Annotated in this window: 17 protein-coding genes; 8 read left to right on the top strand and 9 right to left on the bottom strand. The window is 52.5% G+C overall.

Translation table 11 applies throughout. The features are described from left to right. Window positions 1-133 precede the first annotated feature (133 nt). A complete protein-coding gene (locus Y5S_RS14815) occupies window positions 134-1,285 on the top strand; it encodes an acyl-CoA dehydrogenase family protein (protein WP_035234049.1) in 1,152 nt (383 codons plus the stop codon). A gap of 159 nt (window positions 1,286-1,444) precedes the next feature. Beyond that, window positions 1,445-2,335, top strand: coding sequence for a 3-hydroxyisobutyrate dehydrogenase (gene mmsB, locus Y5S_RS14810; RefSeq protein ID WP_035234047.1), 891 nt, complete (start codon window positions 1,445-1,447; stop codon window positions 2,333-2,335). A 137-nt stretch (window positions 2,336-2,472) separates the two neighbouring features. Here the strand turns inward: mmsB and Y5S_RS14805 are convergent, their stop codons facing one another. The 5 genes from Y5S_RS14805 to Y5S_RS14785 form a co-directional block, all read right to left on the bottom strand. Then, window positions 2,473-2,928 carry an SRPBCC family protein gene (locus Y5S_RS14805; protein ID WP_035234046.1) on the bottom strand — a complete coding sequence of 152 codons (456 nt, stop codon included), beginning with the start codon at window positions 2,926-2,928 and terminating at the stop codon, window positions 2,473-2,475. A gap of 164 nt (window positions 2,929-3,092) precedes the next feature. Further along, the gene (locus Y5S_RS14800) at window positions 3,093-3,536 is read right to left on the bottom strand and encodes a DUF3592 domain-containing protein (RefSeq protein WP_035234045.1); all 444 of its coding nucleotides are present in this window, start codon (window positions 3,534-3,536) and stop codon (window positions 3,093-3,095) included. An 84-nt stretch (window positions 3,537-3,620) separates the two neighbouring features. Beyond that, on the bottom strand, window positions 3,621-4,382 hold the full coding sequence (locus Y5S_RS14795; protein WP_156107797.1) for a hypothetical protein: 762 nt from the start codon (window positions 4,380-4,382) through the stop codon (window positions 3,621-3,623). Between the two features lie 86 nt (window positions 4,383-4,468). Further along, window positions 4,469-5,926, bottom strand: coding sequence for a hypothetical protein (locus tag Y5S_RS14790; RefSeq protein WP_035234044.1), 1,458 nt, complete (start codon window positions 5,924-5,926; stop codon window positions 4,469-4,471). A 324-nt stretch (window positions 5,927-6,250) separates the two neighbouring features. Beyond that, window positions 6,251-7,324 (bottom strand): fatty acid desaturase, encoded by a 1,074-nt coding sequence (locus Y5S_RS14785; RefSeq protein WP_035234041.1) that lies wholly within the window; start codon window positions 7,322-7,324, stop codon window positions 6,251-6,253. A gap of 92 nt (window positions 7,325-7,416) precedes the next feature. Between Y5S_RS14785 and Y5S_RS14780 the strand changes: the two genes are divergently transcribed. Next, window positions 7,417-8,409, top strand: coding sequence for an AraC family transcriptional regulator (locus Y5S_RS14780; protein ID WP_035234039.1), 993 nt, complete (start codon window positions 7,417-7,419; stop codon window positions 8,407-8,409). 302 nt (window positions 8,410-8,711) lie between these two features. Here Y5S_RS14780 and Y5S_RS14775 read toward each other — a convergent pair whose 3' ends face one another. Further along, a complete protein-coding gene (locus tag Y5S_RS14775; RefSeq protein WP_035234036.1) occupies window positions 8,712-9,542 on the bottom strand; it encodes an HAD family hydrolase in 831 nt (276 codons plus the stop codon). A 258-nt stretch (window positions 9,543-9,800) separates the two neighbouring features. Here Y5S_RS14775 and Y5S_RS14770 point away from each other — a divergent pair, with 258 nt between their 5' ends. From Y5S_RS14770 to Y5S_RS14755, 4 genes are all read left to right on the top strand, one after another. Further along, window positions 9,801-10,958, top strand: a complete 1,158-nt coding sequence (locus Y5S_RS14770; RefSeq protein WP_231552707.1) for a DcaP family trimeric outer membrane transporter — start codon at window positions 9,801-9,803, stop codon at window positions 10,956-10,958. Between the two features lie 35 nt (window positions 10,959-10,993). After that, complete coding sequence (gene glsA / locus Y5S_RS14765) at window positions 10,994-12,046, top strand: glutaminase A (RefSeq protein ID WP_035234034.1); 1,053 nt, start codon at window positions 10,994-10,996, stop codon at window positions 12,044-12,046. A gap of 68 nt (window positions 12,047-12,114) precedes the next feature. Next, window positions 12,115-13,215 (top strand): DUF481 domain-containing protein, encoded by a 1,101-nt coding sequence (locus tag Y5S_RS14760; RefSeq protein ID WP_035234180.1) that lies wholly within the window; start codon window positions 12,115-12,117, stop codon window positions 13,213-13,215. A gap of 277 nt (window positions 13,216-13,492) precedes the next feature. Continuing rightward, window positions 13,493-15,151, top strand: a complete 1,659-nt coding sequence (locus tag Y5S_RS14755) for a hypothetical protein (RefSeq protein ID WP_156107795.1) — start codon at window positions 13,493-13,495, stop codon at window positions 15,149-15,151. A 132-nt stretch (window positions 15,152-15,283) separates the two neighbouring features. On the opposite strand, the gene Y5S_RS14750 is transcribed toward Y5S_RS14755, so the two are convergent. Next, window positions 15,284-15,757 (bottom strand): peroxiredoxin, encoded by a 474-nt coding sequence (locus Y5S_RS14750; protein ID WP_035234030.1) that lies wholly within the window; start codon window positions 15,755-15,757, stop codon window positions 15,284-15,286. A 109-nt stretch (window positions 15,758-15,866) separates the two neighbouring features. Here Y5S_RS14750 and Y5S_RS14745 point away from each other — a divergent pair, with 109 nt between their 5' ends. Further along, window positions 15,867-16,532, top strand: coding sequence for an SDR family oxidoreductase (locus Y5S_RS14745; protein ID WP_035234028.1), 666 nt, complete (start codon window positions 15,867-15,869; stop codon window positions 16,530-16,532). 11 nt (window positions 16,533-16,543) lie between these two features. Here Y5S_RS14745 and tmpT read toward each other — a convergent pair whose 3' ends face one another. Both tmpT and Y5S_RS14735 read right to left on the bottom strand, forming a co-directional pair. Continuing rightward, on the bottom strand, window positions 16,544-17,197 hold the full coding sequence (gene tmpT / locus Y5S_RS14740) for a thiopurine S-methyltransferase (RefSeq protein WP_035234027.1): 654 nt from the start codon (window positions 17,195-17,197) through the stop codon (window positions 16,544-16,546). A 28-nt stretch (window positions 17,198-17,225) separates the two neighbouring features. Next, a complete protein-coding gene (locus tag Y5S_RS14735) occupies window positions 17,226-19,283 on the bottom strand; it encodes a VIT and vWA domain-containing protein (protein WP_035234025.1) in 2,058 nt (685 codons plus the stop codon). Window positions 19,284-19,602 lie beyond the last annotated feature (319 nt).

The raw sequence follows: 19,602 nt of genomic DNA, 5'->3' as shown, positions 1-19,602 counted from the left end.
AGCGAGAGATGATCTTTGAAAGGTTTGAATAGAAAAAATCAAACTTCAGGAAAGATTCATCAAAAATCGGAAATTTCTTTTCTCTGTGTACTCCGTGATCTCTGTGGTTAAACAGCTTTAAAGAGACACAAAAGTGGACTTTTCTTTTACAGAAGAACAGCAAGCTTTCCGCGAAACGGCACGACAGTTTTCTGAAAAAGAACTGGCGCCGTTTGCTGCTGAATGGGATGCAAAAAGTATTTTCCCCAAAGAGGCGATTCGCAAGGCCGGCGAGCTGGGTTTCTGTTCCCTGTATTGCGATGAAGAGCACGGTGGCATGGGGTTGTCACGGCTGGATGCGGCGCTGATCTTTGAGCAGCTGTCGCAAGGTTGCACCTCCACCACTGCGTTCATCACGATTCACAACATGGCCACCTGGATGCTCACCCGTTTCGGCAATGATGCCACCCGAGCGCGTTGGGCCGATGACTTGATGAGTGGAAAAAAGCTGGCGTCGTACTGCCTGACGGAACCCAATGCCGGTTCCGATGCGGCGTCACTGGCAACCACGGCGAAACGGGATGGCGACAGCTATGTGCTCAACGGTGCCAAGGCATTTATCTCCGGCGCGGGCGATACCGATGTGCTGGTGCTAATGGCCCGCACTGGTGAAGCGGGTGCGGGAGGCATTTCCTGTTTTGCTGTACCGGCGAACACGCCGGGCATTTCCTATGGGCGTAATGAAGACAAGATGGGCTGGAAAAGCCAGCCCACCCGCGCGGTGATCATGGAAGATGCGCGCATTCCTGCCGATTGCCTGATAGGGCAAGAAGGAGAGGGTTTCAAAATAGCCATGGGTGGCCTGGATGGCGGCCGTATCAATATTGCCAGCTGCTCACTGGGGGCTGCCCAGGCAGCGTTGAAACAGGCTCAGCAATACGTACAGGAACGCAAACAGTTTGGCCAGGCCATCGGTGATTTTCAGACCGTGCAATTCACACTGGCCGACATGGCTACGGAACTGGTGGCGGCACAACAGATGGTGCGTCTGGCTGCCTGGAAGCTGGATCAGAATCACAGTGACAAGAGCATGCTCTGCGCCATGGCCAAGCGCATGGCGACGGACCTGTGCTTCAACGTCTGCAACCAGGCGCTGCAACTTCACGGCGGCTATGGCTACATTCGCGAGTATCCGTTGGAGCGCTACCTGCGTGATGCTCGCGTGCACCAGATTCTGGAAGGCACCAACGAAATCATGCGCGTCATCATCGCGCGTAATGTGCTAAAGGATTTGTCTTTTTTGTAAAGAAAAAGTCGGACGTCGAAGGTCGGACGTCGGACGCAAATCAAAACATCGCCGTAGGAGCGGCGCTTGAGCCGCGAAGGTTCTGGCGAGGTTAACCAATATGCGATTCGCGGCTCAAGCGCCGCTCCTACGCCAAGAAAACATGAGGGAGAGAGAATAATGAAAATCGGATTCTTCGGCGTCGGTCACATGGGTGGGCCCATGGCGGCCAATCTGGTCAAGGCCGGTCATGACGTTACCGTATTTGATCTGGTGCCCGCGTTGTTGGCAGCGGCAGTGAATGATGGCGTCAAGGCTGCCGAGAGTGCGGCTGATGCCGTAAGGGGCGCGGAGGTAGTGATCAGCATGCTGCCTTCCGCCGCTGCGGTGCGCGGTCTCTATGTGGGTGAGGCTGGCGTACTGCCGCACATTGATAAGAATGCCCTGATCATCGATTGCTCCACTATTGATGCTGATACCGCCCGTGAGGTGGCAGGAGTCGCCAAACAGCAGGGCAGGGTAATGATCGATGCGCCAGTGTCAGGCGGCGTTGGCGGGGCCAAAGCCGGCACGCTGACGTTTATCTGTGGCGGCCCGGAAGCGGCCATTGAGCGCGCCCGCCCGGTGCTGGACTGCATGGGCGCTCAGGTGTTTCGTGCCGGTGACAGTGGGGCTGGGCAGCTGGCCAAAATTTGCAACAACATGCTGCTGGCCATTCACATGATCGGTACCGCAGAGGCGCTACAGATGGGCGTGGACCATGGTCTGGACCCAGCGGTGTTATCCGACATCATGAAAGCCAGTTCCGGTGATAACTGGTCCCTGGATAAATACAATCCCTGGCCGGGTGTCATGGAAAACGTGCCTGCCTCCAAAGAATACGAAGGCGGCTTTGCCGTCAAACTGATGAACAAGGACCTGGGGCTGGCTCTACAGGCTGCACTCAGTACCCAGTCTGCAACCCCAATGGGTAATCTGGCTAAATCTCTATACGCTGCACATGGTAATCATGGTTATGCGGAGAAAGATTTTTCCAGTATTCAGAAATTTTTCAGGCACAAAAAAACCTGAAATATTGATTTCGGTTAACGAGGCAGTGTTGCAAATTCGCGATGCTCTCTCAAAGCCTGAAAATATCGCGGAATTGGTAAGGCCTTGCCACTGATAGACAGAGGCAAGGCAAGAGAGGTTTGTACCTTGATGACCGGTTATTCAGCAGGAATGTCCGGTTCCACTAACTTGGCAAGTTGTTCCAGTGATTCCTGCCAGCCCAGATAACACATTTCTTCTGGAATGACGGCGGGAATGCCTTCCTGGACAATGCTCAGCTCGGTACCGCAGGAAACCTCTCTGAGATCAATGGTCACCGTCATCTCGCCCGGTAGTCCCTCGCTGTCGAAACGGTCGGTATGGCGAATACGCTTTCCCGGTTCCAGCTCAAGATACTCAACCGTAAACGCGTGACTGCCGCCGCCGCTGAAATTGGTAAACGACATCCGGTAGCCGCCCCCGACACGCACATCGATTTCATGAACCGTGCCGGTAAAACCATAGGGCGGTAGCCAGTATTCCAGTGCACCCTTGTCGGTGAAGGCGCGATAGACGCGATCGCTGGGGGCACGCAGTACCCGGTGAAGTCTAACGGTGCCTGTGTTATCAGCCATTTCGTTCTCCCTGTGATAGTAAGGTAACGTGCATACTTCAACATATCGTCGAATGCCGTTGGGGGAAATCGACAGGGGTGAAATGAAAGCTGAAATTTTTTTGGCCGCAGAGCGGTATGCTGAGTGGCGGGAACGGCTTGTGAAAAGCGGGAAGGTGCTGGCAGCTATCGTTTTTTGCGGTCGCGATATTTCTTGATATAGCCGATTACAATTGCTGAGTACCAGATAAGGCATATCACCCCGATCAGGATGGGCAAAAACCACATCTCGATAAAGGTGTTCAGCTTGGCCTTGTCGGGATGGTTAATGTCATAAACCACCTCAACGGAAGTGCCGATCTGGTCATCACATTCCCAGAAATAACGGATTTCATCCACGGAGCCAGAAAGTGTTTTCCCGGACGGCCGCAGAACAACCGGTACGCGCACATAACGAGAGTTTTGACCGCCGCTTCGTATGGATCTGCAGTCAATGATTTCAGCCTGTTCGACACCGTCATAATGTAATGCAGCAAAAGTATCTTTCGAGACCAGATACCAGCCGGTACCTGGGCCCAGAAATACAAGTATCAGCAATGCGCCGCCAATCAGGTAACCGATGATCTTCACCTTCTCTCCGTGGAAATTGCTGCATTATTTGCTTGGTAAAGCTGCGGACAGGCTCTTGTCGCGTACTCCGTCTTGTTGAGCGTTCTACGGGATAAGGTGATTTTCACGGCCTGATTCCCTTGCAAATGCCTTCGAGTAGTCAAGAAAAGCCTTAAATAGGCTTTCATCGCCAAAAGCCTTCGCGGCAAATGCAAACGACAAAATTCCACGATAGAAGTAGTTAAGCATGTCATCAACGTGATCTTGATATAGCGGAGAGGAATGCGCGCTTCCAGCTAGGTGAAATCTAGGCGGGCTGCCGTAGTAAAGTTCCATCACATGAGGTGCTGCTGCGTGAATGTACCCAGAGTATCCCTTGGACAATGTCCTGGAAGCCTCTTTCCCGCGTGCTGCATCACCTTGCCCTATATCCTTGTTGATATATGAATGTATGTGCTTCCTAAGAACCATCGGGCGTTTTTGCTTTGACTCTAGTGCACTTCGCCCTTCATCAAATTCATCTTGGAAGAACGCACTCAGGAATTCGTCATGTTTTTCTGTTCGATCATTAAATATTATCGAGTTGCAGAGAAATAAAACGTCCTCACTCAGCTCATCTAAAATTCGTTGTATTGCAGCCTGCTCCTGCAAGAGCCCCGCCTCGTTTAAGATGTGAATGGCATGCAAGCCGGTTATGGTCCTCGCCAGCTTTAGCAAGATAGCAGCATAAATATCTTGGGATTTGTACCTATATACATATCCATTGTTGAACTTAACCTTTACCGGCGCATCGAGATGACCCTCCAGTATCTCAAACGAGTTATTCATGTTCTTCAGCGCGATGTCGTATAGGTCATTCATAATCACTTAACGCTCACATAAACGGCGTGAGCTTGCGAGCGTCCGGCGACCGTAGGGAGCGAATTTAATGTGCTTGTTATACCGAACCATGACTATGAATCTATAGCCTTTATAGTACTGGCAAAAGCCTGTATTTGATCTTTGTCATCAAGAAATGATGAATCCTTTATAACTACCGTCCTTTCCTCCTGAAGCAAATTATTGATTTCATTTTCAATGCTATCAAGAACAGGCTGTATCACTTCCATATCTTTTGTGAATACCGCTTTTGCATCTTCAATACTATTTAACCCAATATGCATATGAGAAAAAAATCGAATCTTGAATTCAATATCTTCAGGGCTGCCGACTAGTTGACTGTAGTCCTTTGCCATAACTCTTTCGCTACTCTCATATAGAGTTTCAGCTATGTCTGAAACAAGCTCCTCTTTAGTCATTGAAAACTGTGGATAATATTTTGTAAGCATCGCTTCTGGCATTGACTTAGCCAGCAGAGTCATGGACAACCTCTTTAATAGGTAAGGCGCTGCAATGCCTATACTAAAGGTATGTATTTTCCCTCTATTGAGTAGGCCTTCCGTGATATAGAGCAGGACCAGCTCATGTATTTTGGAGTTTATAAAATCCAGTAAATATTTATCTAGAAGCGAATTTACACCCACCACCGATTGCAGTACTTCTTTAAATGGATCACCTTTTAGGAATTTAAAGAATTCTTTGTTGTATCCAAAAAAGTCTACGAACCCTAAATTAATTCTGTTCTCTTCTTTGGTATTTCCGATCCTGTCTTGTAACTTTTTTAGATCTTCATCAGTAAGGTATTTAAGCCCATAATCATCTAGAGCATTTCTGATTAGATTGTCCGCCCCCTCCAAGTCTACAATCGTCTTTACATTGAAAAATAAGGAGAGCAACTTGTCATTGCTATAAGTCCTTGCGGACAATTCAGTAGCATTAGAATATGAGACCTTTATTTTCTTCAGCTGGGACTTAATCGTATCCGATGGGGCATTTTCTTTAAAAGCTGCAAAGGACTCGTACTCATGAATGATCTCTTGGATATATTGATCGATTGTACCATTTGTAATTTCGTCAGAAACTTTAGCGGCGTATTCATTAATAAGAGTTATAGCGGGCTCTGTAAGGTCATTGGATACATAAAGCTTATACTCAAAGTTATCAGGATTAGGCAATAAAGAGTTGTCCAGATTTGCAAATAGTAGAAACTTAATTATCTCTTTTAGGGCTTGGGGTTTAGTTAGACGGCCAGTGTATTTTTTGCACTGTATTAACCCAACTACTTTACCCTGATTATATAAAACACAATCTCGGCCTCGTTCAGACACTCCTTGCATTAGAGAAATATTGTCTAAATTGGCATGCTTAGACTCATTAATCTCATCTTGCACTAGAAGATATGACAGCAGTTCAAATTCACGATCACCTAGCTCCGAGAATGGAAGTAACGTTATGCCAGACTCAATAGTAAGTGGCTTAAACCCTGCTTCAGATTCAATCTTTATTTGTTCATTGCTAATTTCTTTACGCATATATCTGAACTTACCTATTTAGGTATAACAGCGAATTAATTAGAACGTTCCGTATAACTCGGTTCTATATAACCCCGGAACCGCAGTCGCTCCCCGTCCGATAAAACCCTGCCATATCAACAAGCTATGACGTAATGGCAAATCTCCTACACGGAGTTATATAGAGGCTTCCTTATAACTCCTGGCGGGTATTGCCGGATTCGATGAAAGCAAAGTGCTTGATTATCAAGAGAATTGCAAAGGGTGGTTGTATCCGGAGGAAGGCGTTCCGTTGAAAACAGAAAAGCCCGCTCAGGTGCGGGCTTCGAGTAGGTGAGTGTTTGCTTACAGGGCGGCTTGCGGTTTTTCGTGCATGCGGTTGGCGCGGCGGAAGGTGCCGAGATCGTTGAAGCGCACGCCGTTTTCCTTCAATACCCTATGGGCGCGCTTGGCGGTCATCTGGCGGATGTAGAAGGGGTCGCGGACCACGAAGTGGTGGATGGCGTGGGTGCTGCCGAAGTTGAAGCAGAACGCCTGCAGGGGCCACAGCCACCATACGTTGAGTACCTGGCACTGTTCGGTGATCTTGCCTGGTTCGTTATCACCGTAGTAATGCATATTCGACGAGATGAAGTGCAGGCAGAAGGTACGCAGCATGTTGGGGGCGATCAGTATCACCACCAGCGGAGTAATCCAGCTCAACTGTGCCGTCATCACTTCCGGCCAGGCGATGCTGGTACCGGCTAGCCAGGCAATGCCGTTGAGCAGGTGATAGAGCACAAAGCCATGCCAGATGGCGTGGACGATGACGCCCAACGGGTTGTAGCTCACCAGGCCGATCAGGCGGAAGTTACGAATGTCCTTGCGGGTAATGATGCCACGTCGGTAGAGCCTCACCGGCTCAGTCAGGTATTTGATGGCGCGCAGGTACACGGCGAGCATGTTGTCGCCCACCATGATCAGACGCTTGAGTCCCCACTTTTCCCCGTTGGTGATGCCGCGCTCTTCCAGGTCGGTTTCACTGCCAGAGTGTTTGTGGTGATGGAAGTGCAGGTGGCGGCGAACCCAGGGGTTGATGGTGGTGGGGCGCCACAGGTACACGCCGAGCATCATCAGGTGATGAACCAGCTTGTTATTCTTGAAATACATCCAGTGGATCAGGTCGTGTTCCAGTTCGTGGAGCAGCGAGGTCCAGAAGGCGGTGAGCAGAATCACCGCCCAGGCGGGCATGAGGCCCTGAAGGTAGAGCACGGCGTTGAGGGTGCAGCCGGCAATGGCTATGGCAAAAATGCCGAAGCCGATGGCGTTCTGGTGCTTGAGCCAGCCGTGGCGTTGCCGTATATCATCACTGATGGCAAGGATTTCACGCTGGATGGTTTTATCTGTAGCGGACTTGCCGCGGGCAGGTGCAGTTGCCATGGGAAATCTCCATTTCTCGATGGGGATTACTCTAGGTGGCACGGGGAAGGAAAACTCGGCTTTGCCCGCCAACCGTTTGACCGGGGACGCCAATGTCAGAAAAAAAACAGGCGGCAGCGCTATTGATGGGGCCGTTATTGCATTTGTTGCACGAGCGGGGGCTGGATGGGGATGCCATCCTGCGCCGCAACGGCATCGATCCGCAGATGGTGCGTGACCCAGAGGCCAGGCTAGATGCTGATGTTTCGACTGCACTGCTGGATGATTGTCTGCAGGAATTGAACGACCCGGGCATGGCGATTGAGGTGGCGCGGCATTCGCAATACAACACTTTCGGGGCGCTTGGGCTGGCCGTGGCCGCAGGCGGGGATTTGTATAGCGTTCTGAACCGGATTACCCGTTTTCATCGCCTGATCAGTGATTTGGTGTCCACGGAACTGATTGCCGATGATGAGAGTGTTGCGCTGCGCTTCACATCCAATACCGATCATCAGCCACACCCTCAGGCGATTGTGTTTGTGATGTCTACCATTGTGCGCTTGCTGCGCATTCGAATTGACCGGGAACACAATCCGGTAGCCGTTTCAGCACCCGACTGGATCGACCCCGGCCTGCGCCAGGCCATGGCGCGTTACTTCCGTTGTGAGGTAACCGGGGCGGACCATTACAGCCTGGCGTTCGACAAGGCCAACGCACAGCAGATGTTGGCGGCCAGCGATATACAGCTGGCAGCCATGCTGGATGCAACCTTGGCACAGCGATTGGCGGCATCAGAGGAGGCTTCACTGGCCAGCCGGTTGACCCTGTGGATCGAGCAGCGTTTGCCCGATGGTGAGCCGGCCCAGGCAGAAGCGGCGGAAGAATGTTGTCTGAGTACCCGTAGCTTGCAGCGTCGTCTCAATGATGAGGGGCTGACCTGGAAGCAACTGGTAGAAGACACCCGCAAGACGCTGGTGGAGCGCCATCTGCGCACCCCGGGTATGACGGTGACGCAGATGGCGTTTCTGTTGGGCTTTTCAGAAGTGAGCGCGTTCTCACGCGCCTTCAAGAAGTGGTACGGGGTGTCGCCTAGTCAATTCCGGTAACGGCAAAAGCGGTTTTGCCACAGCGGTCACAGAGATCACTGAGGTAAACCCTGTTGGAACAAACCTGCGCTCGGGAGTTTGCTTGGGGGTGGAAAGGAAGTTTCGAGTTTCGAGGAGCGAGTTTCGAAAAGCAGAAAAAAACCTTTTTGCTGTCAGGATTTTGTCTTTGACTTTCGCAACTCGCAACTCGCAACTCGCAACTCGCAACTCGCAACTCGTCCATTTGCCCGGCAAGCGCGCCCCTGGCTCCGCACCGATTTTCCTCAGTGATCTCTGTGAACTCTGTGGTAAAACATTGCCTTTCAGGTTCTGGCCCGCTCCACTCGCTTGTGTTGAGCCAGTAAGTGGCGGGCCAGACTGGTGAGGTCTGCGATGCTGCCGACCACGGCATCAGGTCGATGGGGGTGTTTGATAGTGTCGGGGAAAATCTTGTCCAGCCAGCTTTGTGGCCAGCCCGCGCCGTTGTAGAAAATGGAGGTGATTCCGGCTTCCTTGGCGGCGATCACATCAGTAGTGCTGTCGCCGATATACCAGCAGTGTTCCGAAGGAGGAAGGTGCAGACGTTTGAGGGCCTCCAGCAGCATGTCCGGAGCGGGTTTGCGTCTTTCCACATCGCTGCCGCAAACCACCACATCAAACAGATCCTCCCAGCCACGGCCATCTACCAGGGCCAGTTCGTGCTCAAGAAAGTCCCGTTTGCGGTTGGAGATCAGGCCGGTCTTGATGCCGATGGAGCGTATGTGTTCCAGCTGCTCGCGAATGTCCGCCTCCAGGGGGAAGACATCTTCCACATATTTTTTGTAGGCCTGATCGAAGGCCTGGTGGGCGCGAGCTTTGGCATCCTGATCACTGCCGAACAGAACTTCAAAAATGTCAGTACGCGAAATTTTACGCTGTGCGACGATTTTGGGATGAAGGCGATGATGATCTTTCACATAAATGAGCAGTTTGGCATCTTCAATGGTTTTCGAATCTTCAGGTGTCAGTAGCTGGTCCCAAAGATCGAGTTCCTTGAGGTGGGGCAGTACATCATCCACGGCGTGATACATGGCATCGTGGGTATCAACCAAAGTGGCATGCCAGTCCAGCAGAATGACATCAGGATGGGCATTGGGCAGCTGCAAAATACTCATGGTCGGGTTCCTGTCACCGATCAGAAGTGGGCGCGTGCAATTATTATTGTGCCCTCAGTGAAGCCTGAGTGAGGCGTCACGTCAATGGAGTGTGATCAGGTTATCAGTACGCCCTGTCACGACGATGACATGAACGTGACTCACTCTTAAAAATATGTTCCTATCTTCAGGCGAGGCGTGATTTCCGTTAAGTCTGTGGTCACTGCGTTCCGGCACCATGGAAGGGTGGCTATAACAACGATCAGGGATGCACATATCATGAATATTCGTTTTCCTCTGCGTGGCCTGGGGGCCGCCGCATTGCTTGCTCCAATGGCCTGTCTGGCCGATTCCTCCTTTGAAGTGTATGGCTTTGGCATGGTCGACTATGTGCAAGGCTTCGACCGTGTCACTCCGGAATGGGAAGACACCTTGCGTCCGGGGCGCATTCCTTACGATCAGGATTCCGTGGGTAGTGATGGCCAGGCGGTGTTAAGTGTCCGTCAGAGTCGTCTTGGTGTGAATGCCAGCACCATGGCCGGTGACAGCGAACTGGTTACCAAGTTTGAATTCGATATGTTTGGTGTTGGCGCAGATGAAGGCCAGACCACCATTCGCCTGCGTCATGCCTATGGGGAATGGAAATCCATTCTTGCGGGGCAGACCAACAGTGTCTTTATGGACGGCGATGTCTTCCCCAATGTGATCGACTACTGGGGACCTTCCGGCATGGTCTTCCTGCGCAATCCACAAATTCGCTGGACGCCCATTCAGGGGGATTCCACTTTTGCCATGGCCATCGAAAACCCGGGCAGCGGGGTGGATAGCGGACAAGACCCGGGAACTGCCGGCGATGATGAATACCCCGATCTGACTGCGCACTTCCGTCAGGTGGGGGACTGGGGGCATTTCCAGGTGGCCGGTATTCTTCGCCAGGTGGGTTACGACACCCCCAATGCTCCAGATGGCAGCCCGGACGATAGCGAACTCGGCTGGGGTGTGAACCTGACCGGCACCATCAATATGTTTGAGAAAGACCGCATCATTCTGGGCGTTGTCCACGGTGATGGTATTTCCAACTATATGAATGACGGTGGCGTTGATATGGCACCGGATGGTGATGCGGCAGATCCGGACTACAAGGTGGTACCGCTCACTGGCCTGATCGCTTACTACGATCATTACTGGAATGATCACTACAGTTCTTCCATTGGCTATAGCTCAACAGAAATCGACAACATGGATTTCCAGACGGCGGACGCTTTTGAAAAGGGTGAATATGCTTCTGTGAACTTGCTGCATACTCCCAACGACAAGGTGTTGATGGGTGTCGAATACCTGTTTGGCAAGCGCACGGCAAATGATGGCACCACTGGATATGACCGTCGGGTGCAGTTCAGCGTGAAATACAACTTTTCCAGCGGAAACCTGCTGTAACCGGCAGGGTGGCTCATTCAGAGGGAGCGAGAACAATGCAATATTCACGTAAGTTTTTCAGTTTGATGTTTGCCGGCATGCTGGCCATGGCCAGTGCCAGTTGTTCGGCTGAGCCGGGCGCGGCAGCCCCCATGGACAGCAAACTGACCGAGAAGAATATCAATGATGCGCTGAAGAAAGCCTACGACAAGTACAAGGGTCTCAAGGAAGGTGCCAATGCGGATTACATTCCGGCCCTGGCCAAGGTAGATTCCAACATCTTTGGCATTGTGCTGGTCACCGTGGACGGCAAAGTGTACAGCGTGGGCGACATTGAATCCGAGGTGTCCATCCAGTCCATCTCCAAAGTGTTCACCATGGCCAAGGTGACAGAGGAAAAAGGGATTGATGCGCTGCCCAAGAATGTGGGGGTTGATGCCACCGGCCAGGTGTTCAACTCTATCTACGCCATTGAGCAGCATCAGGGGCATGAAATGAACCCGTTGGTGAATGCCGGCGCGATCACCACCACCAGCATGGTGGCAGGCAAGAGCTACAACGAAATCTGGAACAAGATCCTGGGTTATTACAGCGATTTCGCCGGCCGCGAACTCACCGTGCTGGAAGATATCTACAAGTCTGAGGCGGCCACCAACCAGCGTAACCAGGCCATTGCCCATCTGATGTATGCCTACGGGCACATTGAGGGTGATCCGCTGCAGGCCACGGATATTTATACCCGCCAATGTTCTGTGGGTGTGAATGCGAAAGACCTGGCAATGATGGCATCCACCCTGGCGAACGCGGGCACCAACCCGGTAACGGGTAAGGATTTGGTGAAAGCTGAGGATATCCCGGAAATTCTGGCCGTGATGGCGACGGCGGGTCTGTATGATGACGCAGGCAAGTGGCTCTATAAAACGGGTCTTCCCGCCAAGAGCGGTGTAGGTGGTGGTATTATTGCCATCTCCCCCGGCAAGTTTGGCATCGCGGCTATTTCTCCGCCTCTGGATGCTGCCGGGAACAGCGTGCGTGCCCAGAAAGCGATTGCGGATATTTCTGCGACCCTGGGTGGTAATCCCTATGAGGTTCAACCTTACGGTAAATAATGACTGATCGAGTCTTTGCTGGGCCGGCGTTGTCGGCCCCGATGCTGTTGTCCTGGACACCTGCAGGCATGACAAAAAAGGCAGCCTTCATGGCTGCCTCTTTCGTTGTGCTCGGGTTGCCTGTTTGTGCATACGCAGAACAAACCTTTGATAGTGCCGCCAAGCCACCGGAGGTCTGGCAGCCGCCGCTGTTTGATGTGCAGCAGTGGGACTGGATTCAGCTGGATACCGGTGAATGGGTAAAGGGGCGGCTAAAGGTGCTCCATGACGAATCCATTGAAATCGACAGTGATCATTTCGACCTGATTTCCATTGACTGGGAAGATGTGGCCTACATTCGCACCGGGCGCGTCATGTCGGTGTTGCTTGAGGGCGGTGATGTCATTCTTGGCAGACTCACCACGGAAAACGGCAAGCTGTTGATTGGCGGGGAGCCGGCGGCGTTTACGGACGTGGTTGGCATTGCGACAGCATCGCCGCGAGAATTTGATCTCTGGTCTGCGGATATCGCGGTTGGCCTTAATTTCCGAAGCGGTAACGTTGAACAGAAAGATCTCAACAGCAAGGTGGTGCTAAAGCGCCGCACCGTCAAGAACAATACCCGCATGAGCTACACCGGTAACTATTCGGAATCTTCCTCCGAGCAAATTGCCAATAACCATACTGCGGAAATGAGCCACGATTATCGCGTCAGTAATCGTTGGTTTTTTCGGCCGGTGCAGGCCCAATATTACCGTGATCCTTTTCAGAACCGAGCGGCAGAGTGGACCCTCGGCTTTGGTGCAGGCTACCAGATTTTTGATACACCCAAACTGGACTGGAGCATTGCTGCCGGGCCTGGTTATCAGCGTACCGAATATGTGGATGTGGCTCCGGGTGAAGACAGAACGGTTTCCACGCCGGCATTCCTGATTGGTAGTTTCTATGATCATGAGATCACCGATAACATCGATTTTCAGGCGGATTATCAGGTAACACTGACCGAGCCAAAAGGCGGCAGAGCCAAGCATGATTTCTACATGGCATTGGATGTGGATTTGACCAGCCGTCTTGATCTGCGTCTTGCCGGCACCTGGAAGCGTATTGAAAGCCCTCAGCCCGACAGTAATGGCATCACACCTGAGAAAGATGATTTCACGGCCACGCTGGGGCTGTCTCTGGAAATCTGAATAGCACCGTGCATGACGGAAGGCTTTGTTGAGAAGACTCATCGGAGACTTTCCGTGCCCTTTTGGAAGTCAAAAGTGACAGGGATGAATTGCTACCCAGGCATGTAGCAGGCATTTGTTTTTCTATCCTCTTGGCTAGGCTCATTTAAATTCCAAACTACCCTTCAAGTTAGAATGTGTATCCAAACAGTGACCCGGGTCGCTATTTGATGGATGCGTTGCCAGGCGGCTCCTATGCTGGTGATACATCCATGACGCCATATTGGGAGGCGTTGCCATGAAGCGGCTTGTCATTAAGGAGATCCGGTTTTCAGCTGGGCTTTCGCTCTTGATGCTGTGCGGAAATCTGCTGGCGGCAGAGGACTTTCAAATCCGGATTCATGCCGTTGGTGAGGGTAATGTGGTCCCTCCTCAAACGGCTTTCCAGATCAACTATGCGGTAACGGGTAGCAGTAGCTCTGACCACTACTACTATGTGGATGGTTCTCTGAAAAAAACGCGCAGCAATAGCAGCACCGGTTCCCTGCCTGGCGAATTTTCTGTGACTTATCCGGGTGGTTTTTCTGATGGTGACAGGAAGAGTATTGCTGTGTGCCTGCAGCACGAAGGAGACCTGGTGTGCGATGACATCAGTATTCGTGCCGGTCAGGTTCTGCAGTTGGATCAAGCGGTAGAAGTCCACACCGTGGGCATTAACAACCATGTGCCAGCGGGGCAGCCCTTTGATATCTATTACGATGTGCTCAAGCCCAGTAGCTCCAGCCACTATTACTATGTGAACGGTAGTCTGGCAGCAACTCAAAGCAAGGGGAGTAATGACGGTAAAGAATTTTCGATTACTTACCCTTGGGCATTGTCGATAGGCGAAACAACACATGTGCGTATTTGTGTGGACACGAATACGGGGCAGGCGTGTGGTGCCAAGCTGATCACCGGTGGTCCGGCACCGGCGGGAGCCGATGCGCCAGATTCCTTTGACAGTGATGTGATGGGCAATCACTTTGTGACCTATGGCAGCTGCGATCCTGTCTGTGGTTACTACGAGAATATTTATTACGGCGACAGTTCGGTGAGTTGGATGCCCATAGTTGGGCCGGATAGTGAACCCAACGGGTTGCGCATCGATGTGTATTACCCCACCCCGGATGGCAGGGTGCATAGCGGTAGTGAAACCAACACGCTGGTGATCTATGCCCATTCGGCAAACCACAACAAGGAAACCATGCTTGGGCCGAAAAAGGGCACGCTGGCTTCGTATCTTGGTATCGAGGGCGGAGGGGCTGGTGGTGTGACCGTGGCGGCACTGGATTTTCGTCATCCCGCCAAGGACCTTGATGAGAACGGTTACCCGATTTCAAAAGATGACATGAGTCATGCGATTCAGTTCTTCCGCTATTATGCGGATGTATTCAAGATCAACCCGGACGATATTTTTATTACCGGTTCATCACTGGGTGCGGGTGCCGGTATTCATGCTGCCGTGAAAGAGATTGCCAACCCGGATGACCCTTCACCGGTGCGCCGGGTTTCCTCTGGTATTCGCGGTGCATTCCTTGCCACCGGGCAAAGCTCCTTTGCGCCGCAATGGTTTCGAAGCAATTTCCTGGAAGAAGAAGTCTGGCCTTATTACCAGCCTGATTTCCATGATGATGAAGAGCGTTCCATCTATGGCCATGCGGTGGCTAACGTAGATGAAAATTCGCCGATCCTTGAGCTTGGCTATGAGGCGGACTTCATCGACCACAAAGTCACTGCCAGTGAAAAAACCAACAAGGAAGTGGATACCACCCATCTGCCGAATTACGGCCTGACCATACAGAACCAGTACAAGTTGCATGGTATTGGTGACAGGATCATGGTGCGGGAAAGCTATGGCGGTTCTTTCGGCGGAGATTCTACCCGGTTCATCAAGCGGAACCGCATATCGGGGGATTGAAAGAAGGGGCGAGTCACGAGTCACGAGTTTCGAAAATCAAAACCTGCATGGGGAGAAATGTTCTCCGAACTTGAATTTCGCAACGCGAAACTCGCGACTCGCTTCTTTGGATTTTCAGACGTCAGGCAGTCATTACAACTGCGCCAGCACCGTCTCCGCGCTGCTCTTGTCCACGCCTTTATCATCAACACCGATGTATTCCACCACACCATCATTAACGATCATGGCGAAGCGTTTGCTGCGCGGGCCCATACCAAAGCCGCTGGCATCCAGTTCCAGACCAAGTGCCTTGGTAAAGTCGGCATTGCCGTCGGCAAGCATGGTGATGTGCTCCGCATTCTGGTCTTTTTGCCAGGCATCCATGACAAAGGCATCGTTGACCGCCATGCAGGCAATGGCATCCACCTTTTCAAGAATCGCATCGGCGTTAACTACGAAGCCGGGCATGTGGGTATTGGAGCAGCCGGGGGTAAACGCGCCGGGTACGGCGAAAAGAACGACTCTGCGGCCACTGAAAAACGTGCCGGTATTCAGATCTTCAGGGCCATTCGGGCCGTTGGTCTTGATGGTGATGGCGGGAAGGGTGTCGCCAGTGGAAATACTCATGATCGCTCCTTGCAAATTGCCGGAAATGACATTGAAAAACCGAGGTGTAATGGTTTCACTGTGGGTCTGCCGAAGCGTAAATTCAAGTCCATCAGGGAGGAGGTAAAAAATGAGTAACACTATTGTGATTACGGGTGCCAATCGGGGTATCGGTCTGGCCATGGCCAAACTCTGGAAAGCGCGTGGAGAAAGGGTCATTGCCACCTGCCGTGAACCCTCACGAGTACTGCAGGAACTGGGTGTGGAGGTGATAGACGGGATTGATGTGAGTCGTGAGGACGGCGTCATCAATCTGCGTAGTGGTTTGGGTAACACCAAGGTCGATATGCTGTTCAATAATGCCGGCATGATGCAGAACGAGACAGTGGAACAGATGGATTACAACCAGATTCGTGAACAGTTCGAGGTGAATACCCTCGGGCCGTTACGGGTGACGCTGGGGTTGCTGGATCACCTGCATGACGGCAGCAAAGTGGGCCTGATGACATCGCGGATGGGATCAATAGCCGATAATACATCCGGTGGGCGCTATGGTTACCGGATCAGCAAGGCCGGCTTGAATGCCGCGGGCAAGTCTCTGGCCCATGACCTTAAGCCCAAGGGGATAGCGGTTGCCATCCTTCACCCCGGCTGGGTGCAGACGGATATGACGGGCAATAGTGGCAATCTGACGGCAGAGCAGGCAGCAGCTAATCTGATTGAGCGCATGGATGAACTCAGCCTGGATAACACGGGTACCTTCTGGCATAGCGACGGTTCTGTTCTGCCCTGGTAGTCCTGCCCGCCTCAGCGGGGTGTCAGCAGGCAGCATTGTTCATGTAGTGCGGTGAGCCCACGTTCCGCAAATCGTGGTTCGTGGGTAATGATGTTTTTATCGCTTAGCGCGGAGATGGCATAGGTCTGACCATACAGTGAAGATACCAGCTGGGGGCCTACCGAGAAGGGCGGGCCATCCATTTGCTGTTGCTGGTAGCTGAGCGTAATGAGCAGCTGTGCGGCTCGATCAGTCAGAGCGACTAAATGCTCAGCGTAGCGTTGCCGCAGGCTATCGGGCAGCGCAATCAAGGCAGCGCGGTCATAAATGGCATCCACCTGGCCCAGAGTGGACGAATCCAAGGCAAAGATGTCGCCCTGGAACACCCTCAAGCTGCCATGCTGGTAGCATTTGCCTGCCGCCCACTCCTCTACCTCGGGTTCCATCCCAAGCTGTTCAAACAGGGCAATGATGGCTTTGTCCGAGAGCTCCGCGCCGACCACTTCCAGTCCCTGATCAAGCAGGTATCCTAGGTCCAGGCTTTTGCCGCACAAAGGCACAAAGATGCGCTGACCCGGGGAAAGATGAAGGGCTGGCAGGAACCGTTTCAGCAAGGGGTGTACCTGGCTCAGATGAAAGCCGATTTCCCCTTTCTCCCACTTGTCATGCCAGAACCCTGCATCCATCCTGCTGTCTCCTGTTAAAGGCCCTCACTTATGGGCGGCGACGTCGTTGACCTGCCACCAAGAGTATCAGGAAGGGCAGTAGTGCGCCGAGGCTGAATGCGCCGCCTCCGCCTCCGCCGCCAGTGAAGGATGGGCGTGAAGAGGTGTACATGGGCTGCGAGGTGTCGGCGCGATTACTGGTGGGCGGGACACTTTGCCGCTGTGCCTGTGCCAGTTTCTCCAGTTCACGACGCTTGGCGTTGCGGCGATCAATCCCGTATTGGGCAAACATCTCATCGCGCAGTACCACCATGGAGGTATAGTTGGTGACCAGCCCGTATTCGATGCCCAGATCCACAATGCCGTTTTGCAGGTCTTTTTCTTCACCGAAGTTATCGATCTCTCGCTGCATTTGCTGGATGGTCGCGTAGGCCCACAGGCGCTCCAGCTCGGGGTTCGCGCCTCCCTGTTTGGGGAAGTCAAAACGGGTGCGATAGGTTTTATCCTGGCCAGCTACGTTGGCCTTTAGCGTGACATTGGCCGGTCCGTCTCCCCAGTAGTGGCCCATCAGAACAATCTGGCGGCCGCGATACACGGTACCGATACGCTGGGGCTGAAGGTCGGCGGTACGGATGCCGTCAATCTCAATGTGCACATCATTCATTGCCTGGTGAGTCAATTTGCTCGTGGCGGTGAGAATCTGACCGACAATGTCGTCGCTGTTGGAAACGCTAATGGCGAAGCCATTACTGGCATCGGTCATGGCGGTAAGCAGTGGCCGGTTGGCGCTATTGCCCATGACAAAGGTGAACAGGCGAACGTCATGTTTCTCCAGCAGTTCAAGAAAATCTTTTTGCTGGGTTTTCCCCACATTGGCCACACCGTCAGTGACCAGCACAATGCCGGTGGGACGATCAGCATCCAGCGGGTTAAGCGCCAGGCTGAGGCCGCCAAACAGGTTGGTGCCGCCACGGGTTTGTAGTTGAGACAGCTTGCCGATATAGCGCTGTACCGACTCCGGTGTGGCAGTGACAAAACCGGAGGTCATCTCCTCAGCACGATCGTCAAACAAGACGATGCGGAAGCGATCCTCTGGCCGCATCTTGCCCAGTGCTTTACTGACACCATCGGCCAATGTGGCCAGCTTGCCTTGCATGGAGCCGGAAATATCCAGCACAAAAATCCAGTCGCTGCCATTGCGGATTGGCGGCAAGTCGTCGCCGGGGGTGAGTGTCATCATGAAGGTACCACGATCCTTGCCGGGAGCCTTGTAGGCCACGAGATCCACAGAACCGGGTAAACCTGCCTTGTGGCGCCAGTACACCACGATATCCTGGTCCAGGCGGAATGCGGGTGCGGAGGCAGCGTTTTGTACCTGACCTTCCTGGTGATTCACCGACTGGTTATCCATTTTGACAGTCCACTGCCGCGGGCCGCTTTGTGTGATGAATGCCTGGGGGTGTGCTGGAAGTCGCACGGCATCCACCGGGTAGCTGCTACGCAAATTCAGGGTAAAGGTGAAGTGTTCGGATACCGTTTCGTTGGCGGTCCAGAATGAGAGGGTTTCTTCATCCACGCCTCCCTCTTCCAGAGGGTAGACGTAGCGGCCAACACTAGTGTCGATAAATGCTGGCTGCAGGTAGACCAGTTTTACTCGGGTATCCTGGCCGGCACGTACCGGGCTGACGAGTACGTCAAAGGCCTTGTAACTGTCCTTCTCGGTAAGCCCGGCATCACGCCCTGCTGCCTTCTCCTGTTGGTAAACCTCGCGGGCCTTTTGCTTTTCCAATACTTCACCAGTTACCGGCTTGCCATCTATCCAGACAGTGAATTCGGCCACTGTCCCTTTTTCGGGAACGGGAAAGCGGTAGTAGGCTTCCTGGTCTTGTTGATGGGGATTGTGGAAGACCTGCTCCACCTCAGTGATGGCATAACCGTCTTCCACATCCACGGTGACATGTTGCTCGCGGATTTGAAGGGGCGGCAATGTCTGATTTGTCGGCTGCATCAGGCCGGCAGCATGCAGATTCTGTGTGAGTGAAAGAGTGAGGCCCAGCAGTAATGCCAACCCTGAAATAATGCGTCTTGTTTGATGTTGAAAAGCCATGACCCGGCTCCCTGTTGTTGTCATAGGGACGTTGTAGACCGATGTCAGTGATTTGTTAAACGGTGTTCATTAACAGGATTTTACCCGAGGTGTTCAATAGAAATTGTTACATCTCATCGCGGGAAGGAAATTGCTATTCAAATGGCCGCGCAAGGAGGCGCAATACTGCATATTGTTTTGCGGGCGTTTCATTATTGATTGCTGCGTGGTTTAGCAAATTGTTGTGATTATGAAAAAAGCTAGTGCCAGTTCACAAAAATGAGCGCTTAATGCTTGGCAGGCTGTTGAAAAGCCCTTTGCGTACTCAGTCTTTCAGGCT

Origin of the sequence: Alcanivorax nanhaiticus, assembly GCF_000756665.1 — a bacterium.
Taxonomy (GTDB): Bacteria; Pseudomonadota; Gammaproteobacteria; order Pseudomonadales; family Alcanivoracaceae; genus Alcanivorax; species Alcanivorax nanhaiticus.
Note: the sequence above shows the minus strand (reverse complement) of the source record. Positions and strands in the feature narration are given on the sequence as shown.

Bases quoted from the DNA above. Each gene is read 5' to 3' on its own strand.
- mmsB (WP_035234047.1), top strand. From the start codon at position 1,445: ATGAAAATCGGATTCTTCGGCGTCGGTCACATGGGTGGGCCCATGGCG.
- Y5S_RS14805 (WP_035234046.1), bottom strand. From the start codon at position 2,928: ATGGCTGATAACACAGGCACCGTTAGACTTCACCGGGTACTGCGTGCC.
- Y5S_RS14790 (WP_035234044.1), bottom strand. From the start codon at position 5,926: ATGCGTAAAGAAATTAGCAATGAACAAATAAAGATTGAATCTGAAGCA.
- Y5S_RS14785 (WP_035234041.1), bottom strand. From the start codon at position 7,324: ATGGCAACTGCACCTGCCCGCGGCAAGTCCGCTACAGATAAAACCATC.
- Y5S_RS14780 (WP_035234039.1), top strand. From the start codon at position 7,417: ATGTCAGAAAAAAAACAGGCGGCAGCGCTATTGATGGGGCCGTTATTG.
- Y5S_RS14775 (WP_035234036.1), bottom strand. From the start codon at position 9,542: ATGAGTATTTTGCAGCTGCCCAATGCCCATCCTGATGTCATTCTGCTG.
- Y5S_RS14770 (WP_231552707.1), top strand. From the start codon at position 9,801: ATGAATATTCGTTTTCCTCTGCGTGGCCTGGGGGCCGCCGCATTGCTT.
- glsA (WP_035234034.1), top strand. From the start codon at position 10,994: ATGCAATATTCACGTAAGTTTTTCAGTTTGATGTTTGCCGGCATGCTG.
- Y5S_RS14760 (WP_035234180.1), top strand. From the start codon at position 12,115: ATGACAAAAAAGGCAGCCTTCATGGCTGCCTCTTTCGTTGTGCTCGGG.
- Y5S_RS14755 (WP_156107795.1), top strand. From the start codon at position 13,493: ATGAAGCGGCTTGTCATTAAGGAGATCCGGTTTTCAGCTGGGCTTTCG.
- Y5S_RS14750 (WP_035234030.1), bottom strand. From the start codon at position 15,757: ATGAGTATTTCCACTGGCGACACCCTTCCCGCCATCACCATCAAGACC.
- Y5S_RS14745 (WP_035234028.1), top strand. From the start codon at position 15,867: ATGAGTAACACTATTGTGATTACGGGTGCCAATCGGGGTATCGGTCTG.
- tmpT (WP_035234027.1), bottom strand. From the start codon at position 17,197: ATGGATGCAGGGTTCTGGCATGACAAGTGGGAGAAAGGGGAAATCGGC.
- Y5S_RS14735 (WP_035234025.1), bottom strand. From the start codon at position 19,283: ATGGCTTTTCAACATCAAACAAGACGCATTATTTCAGGGTTGGCATTA.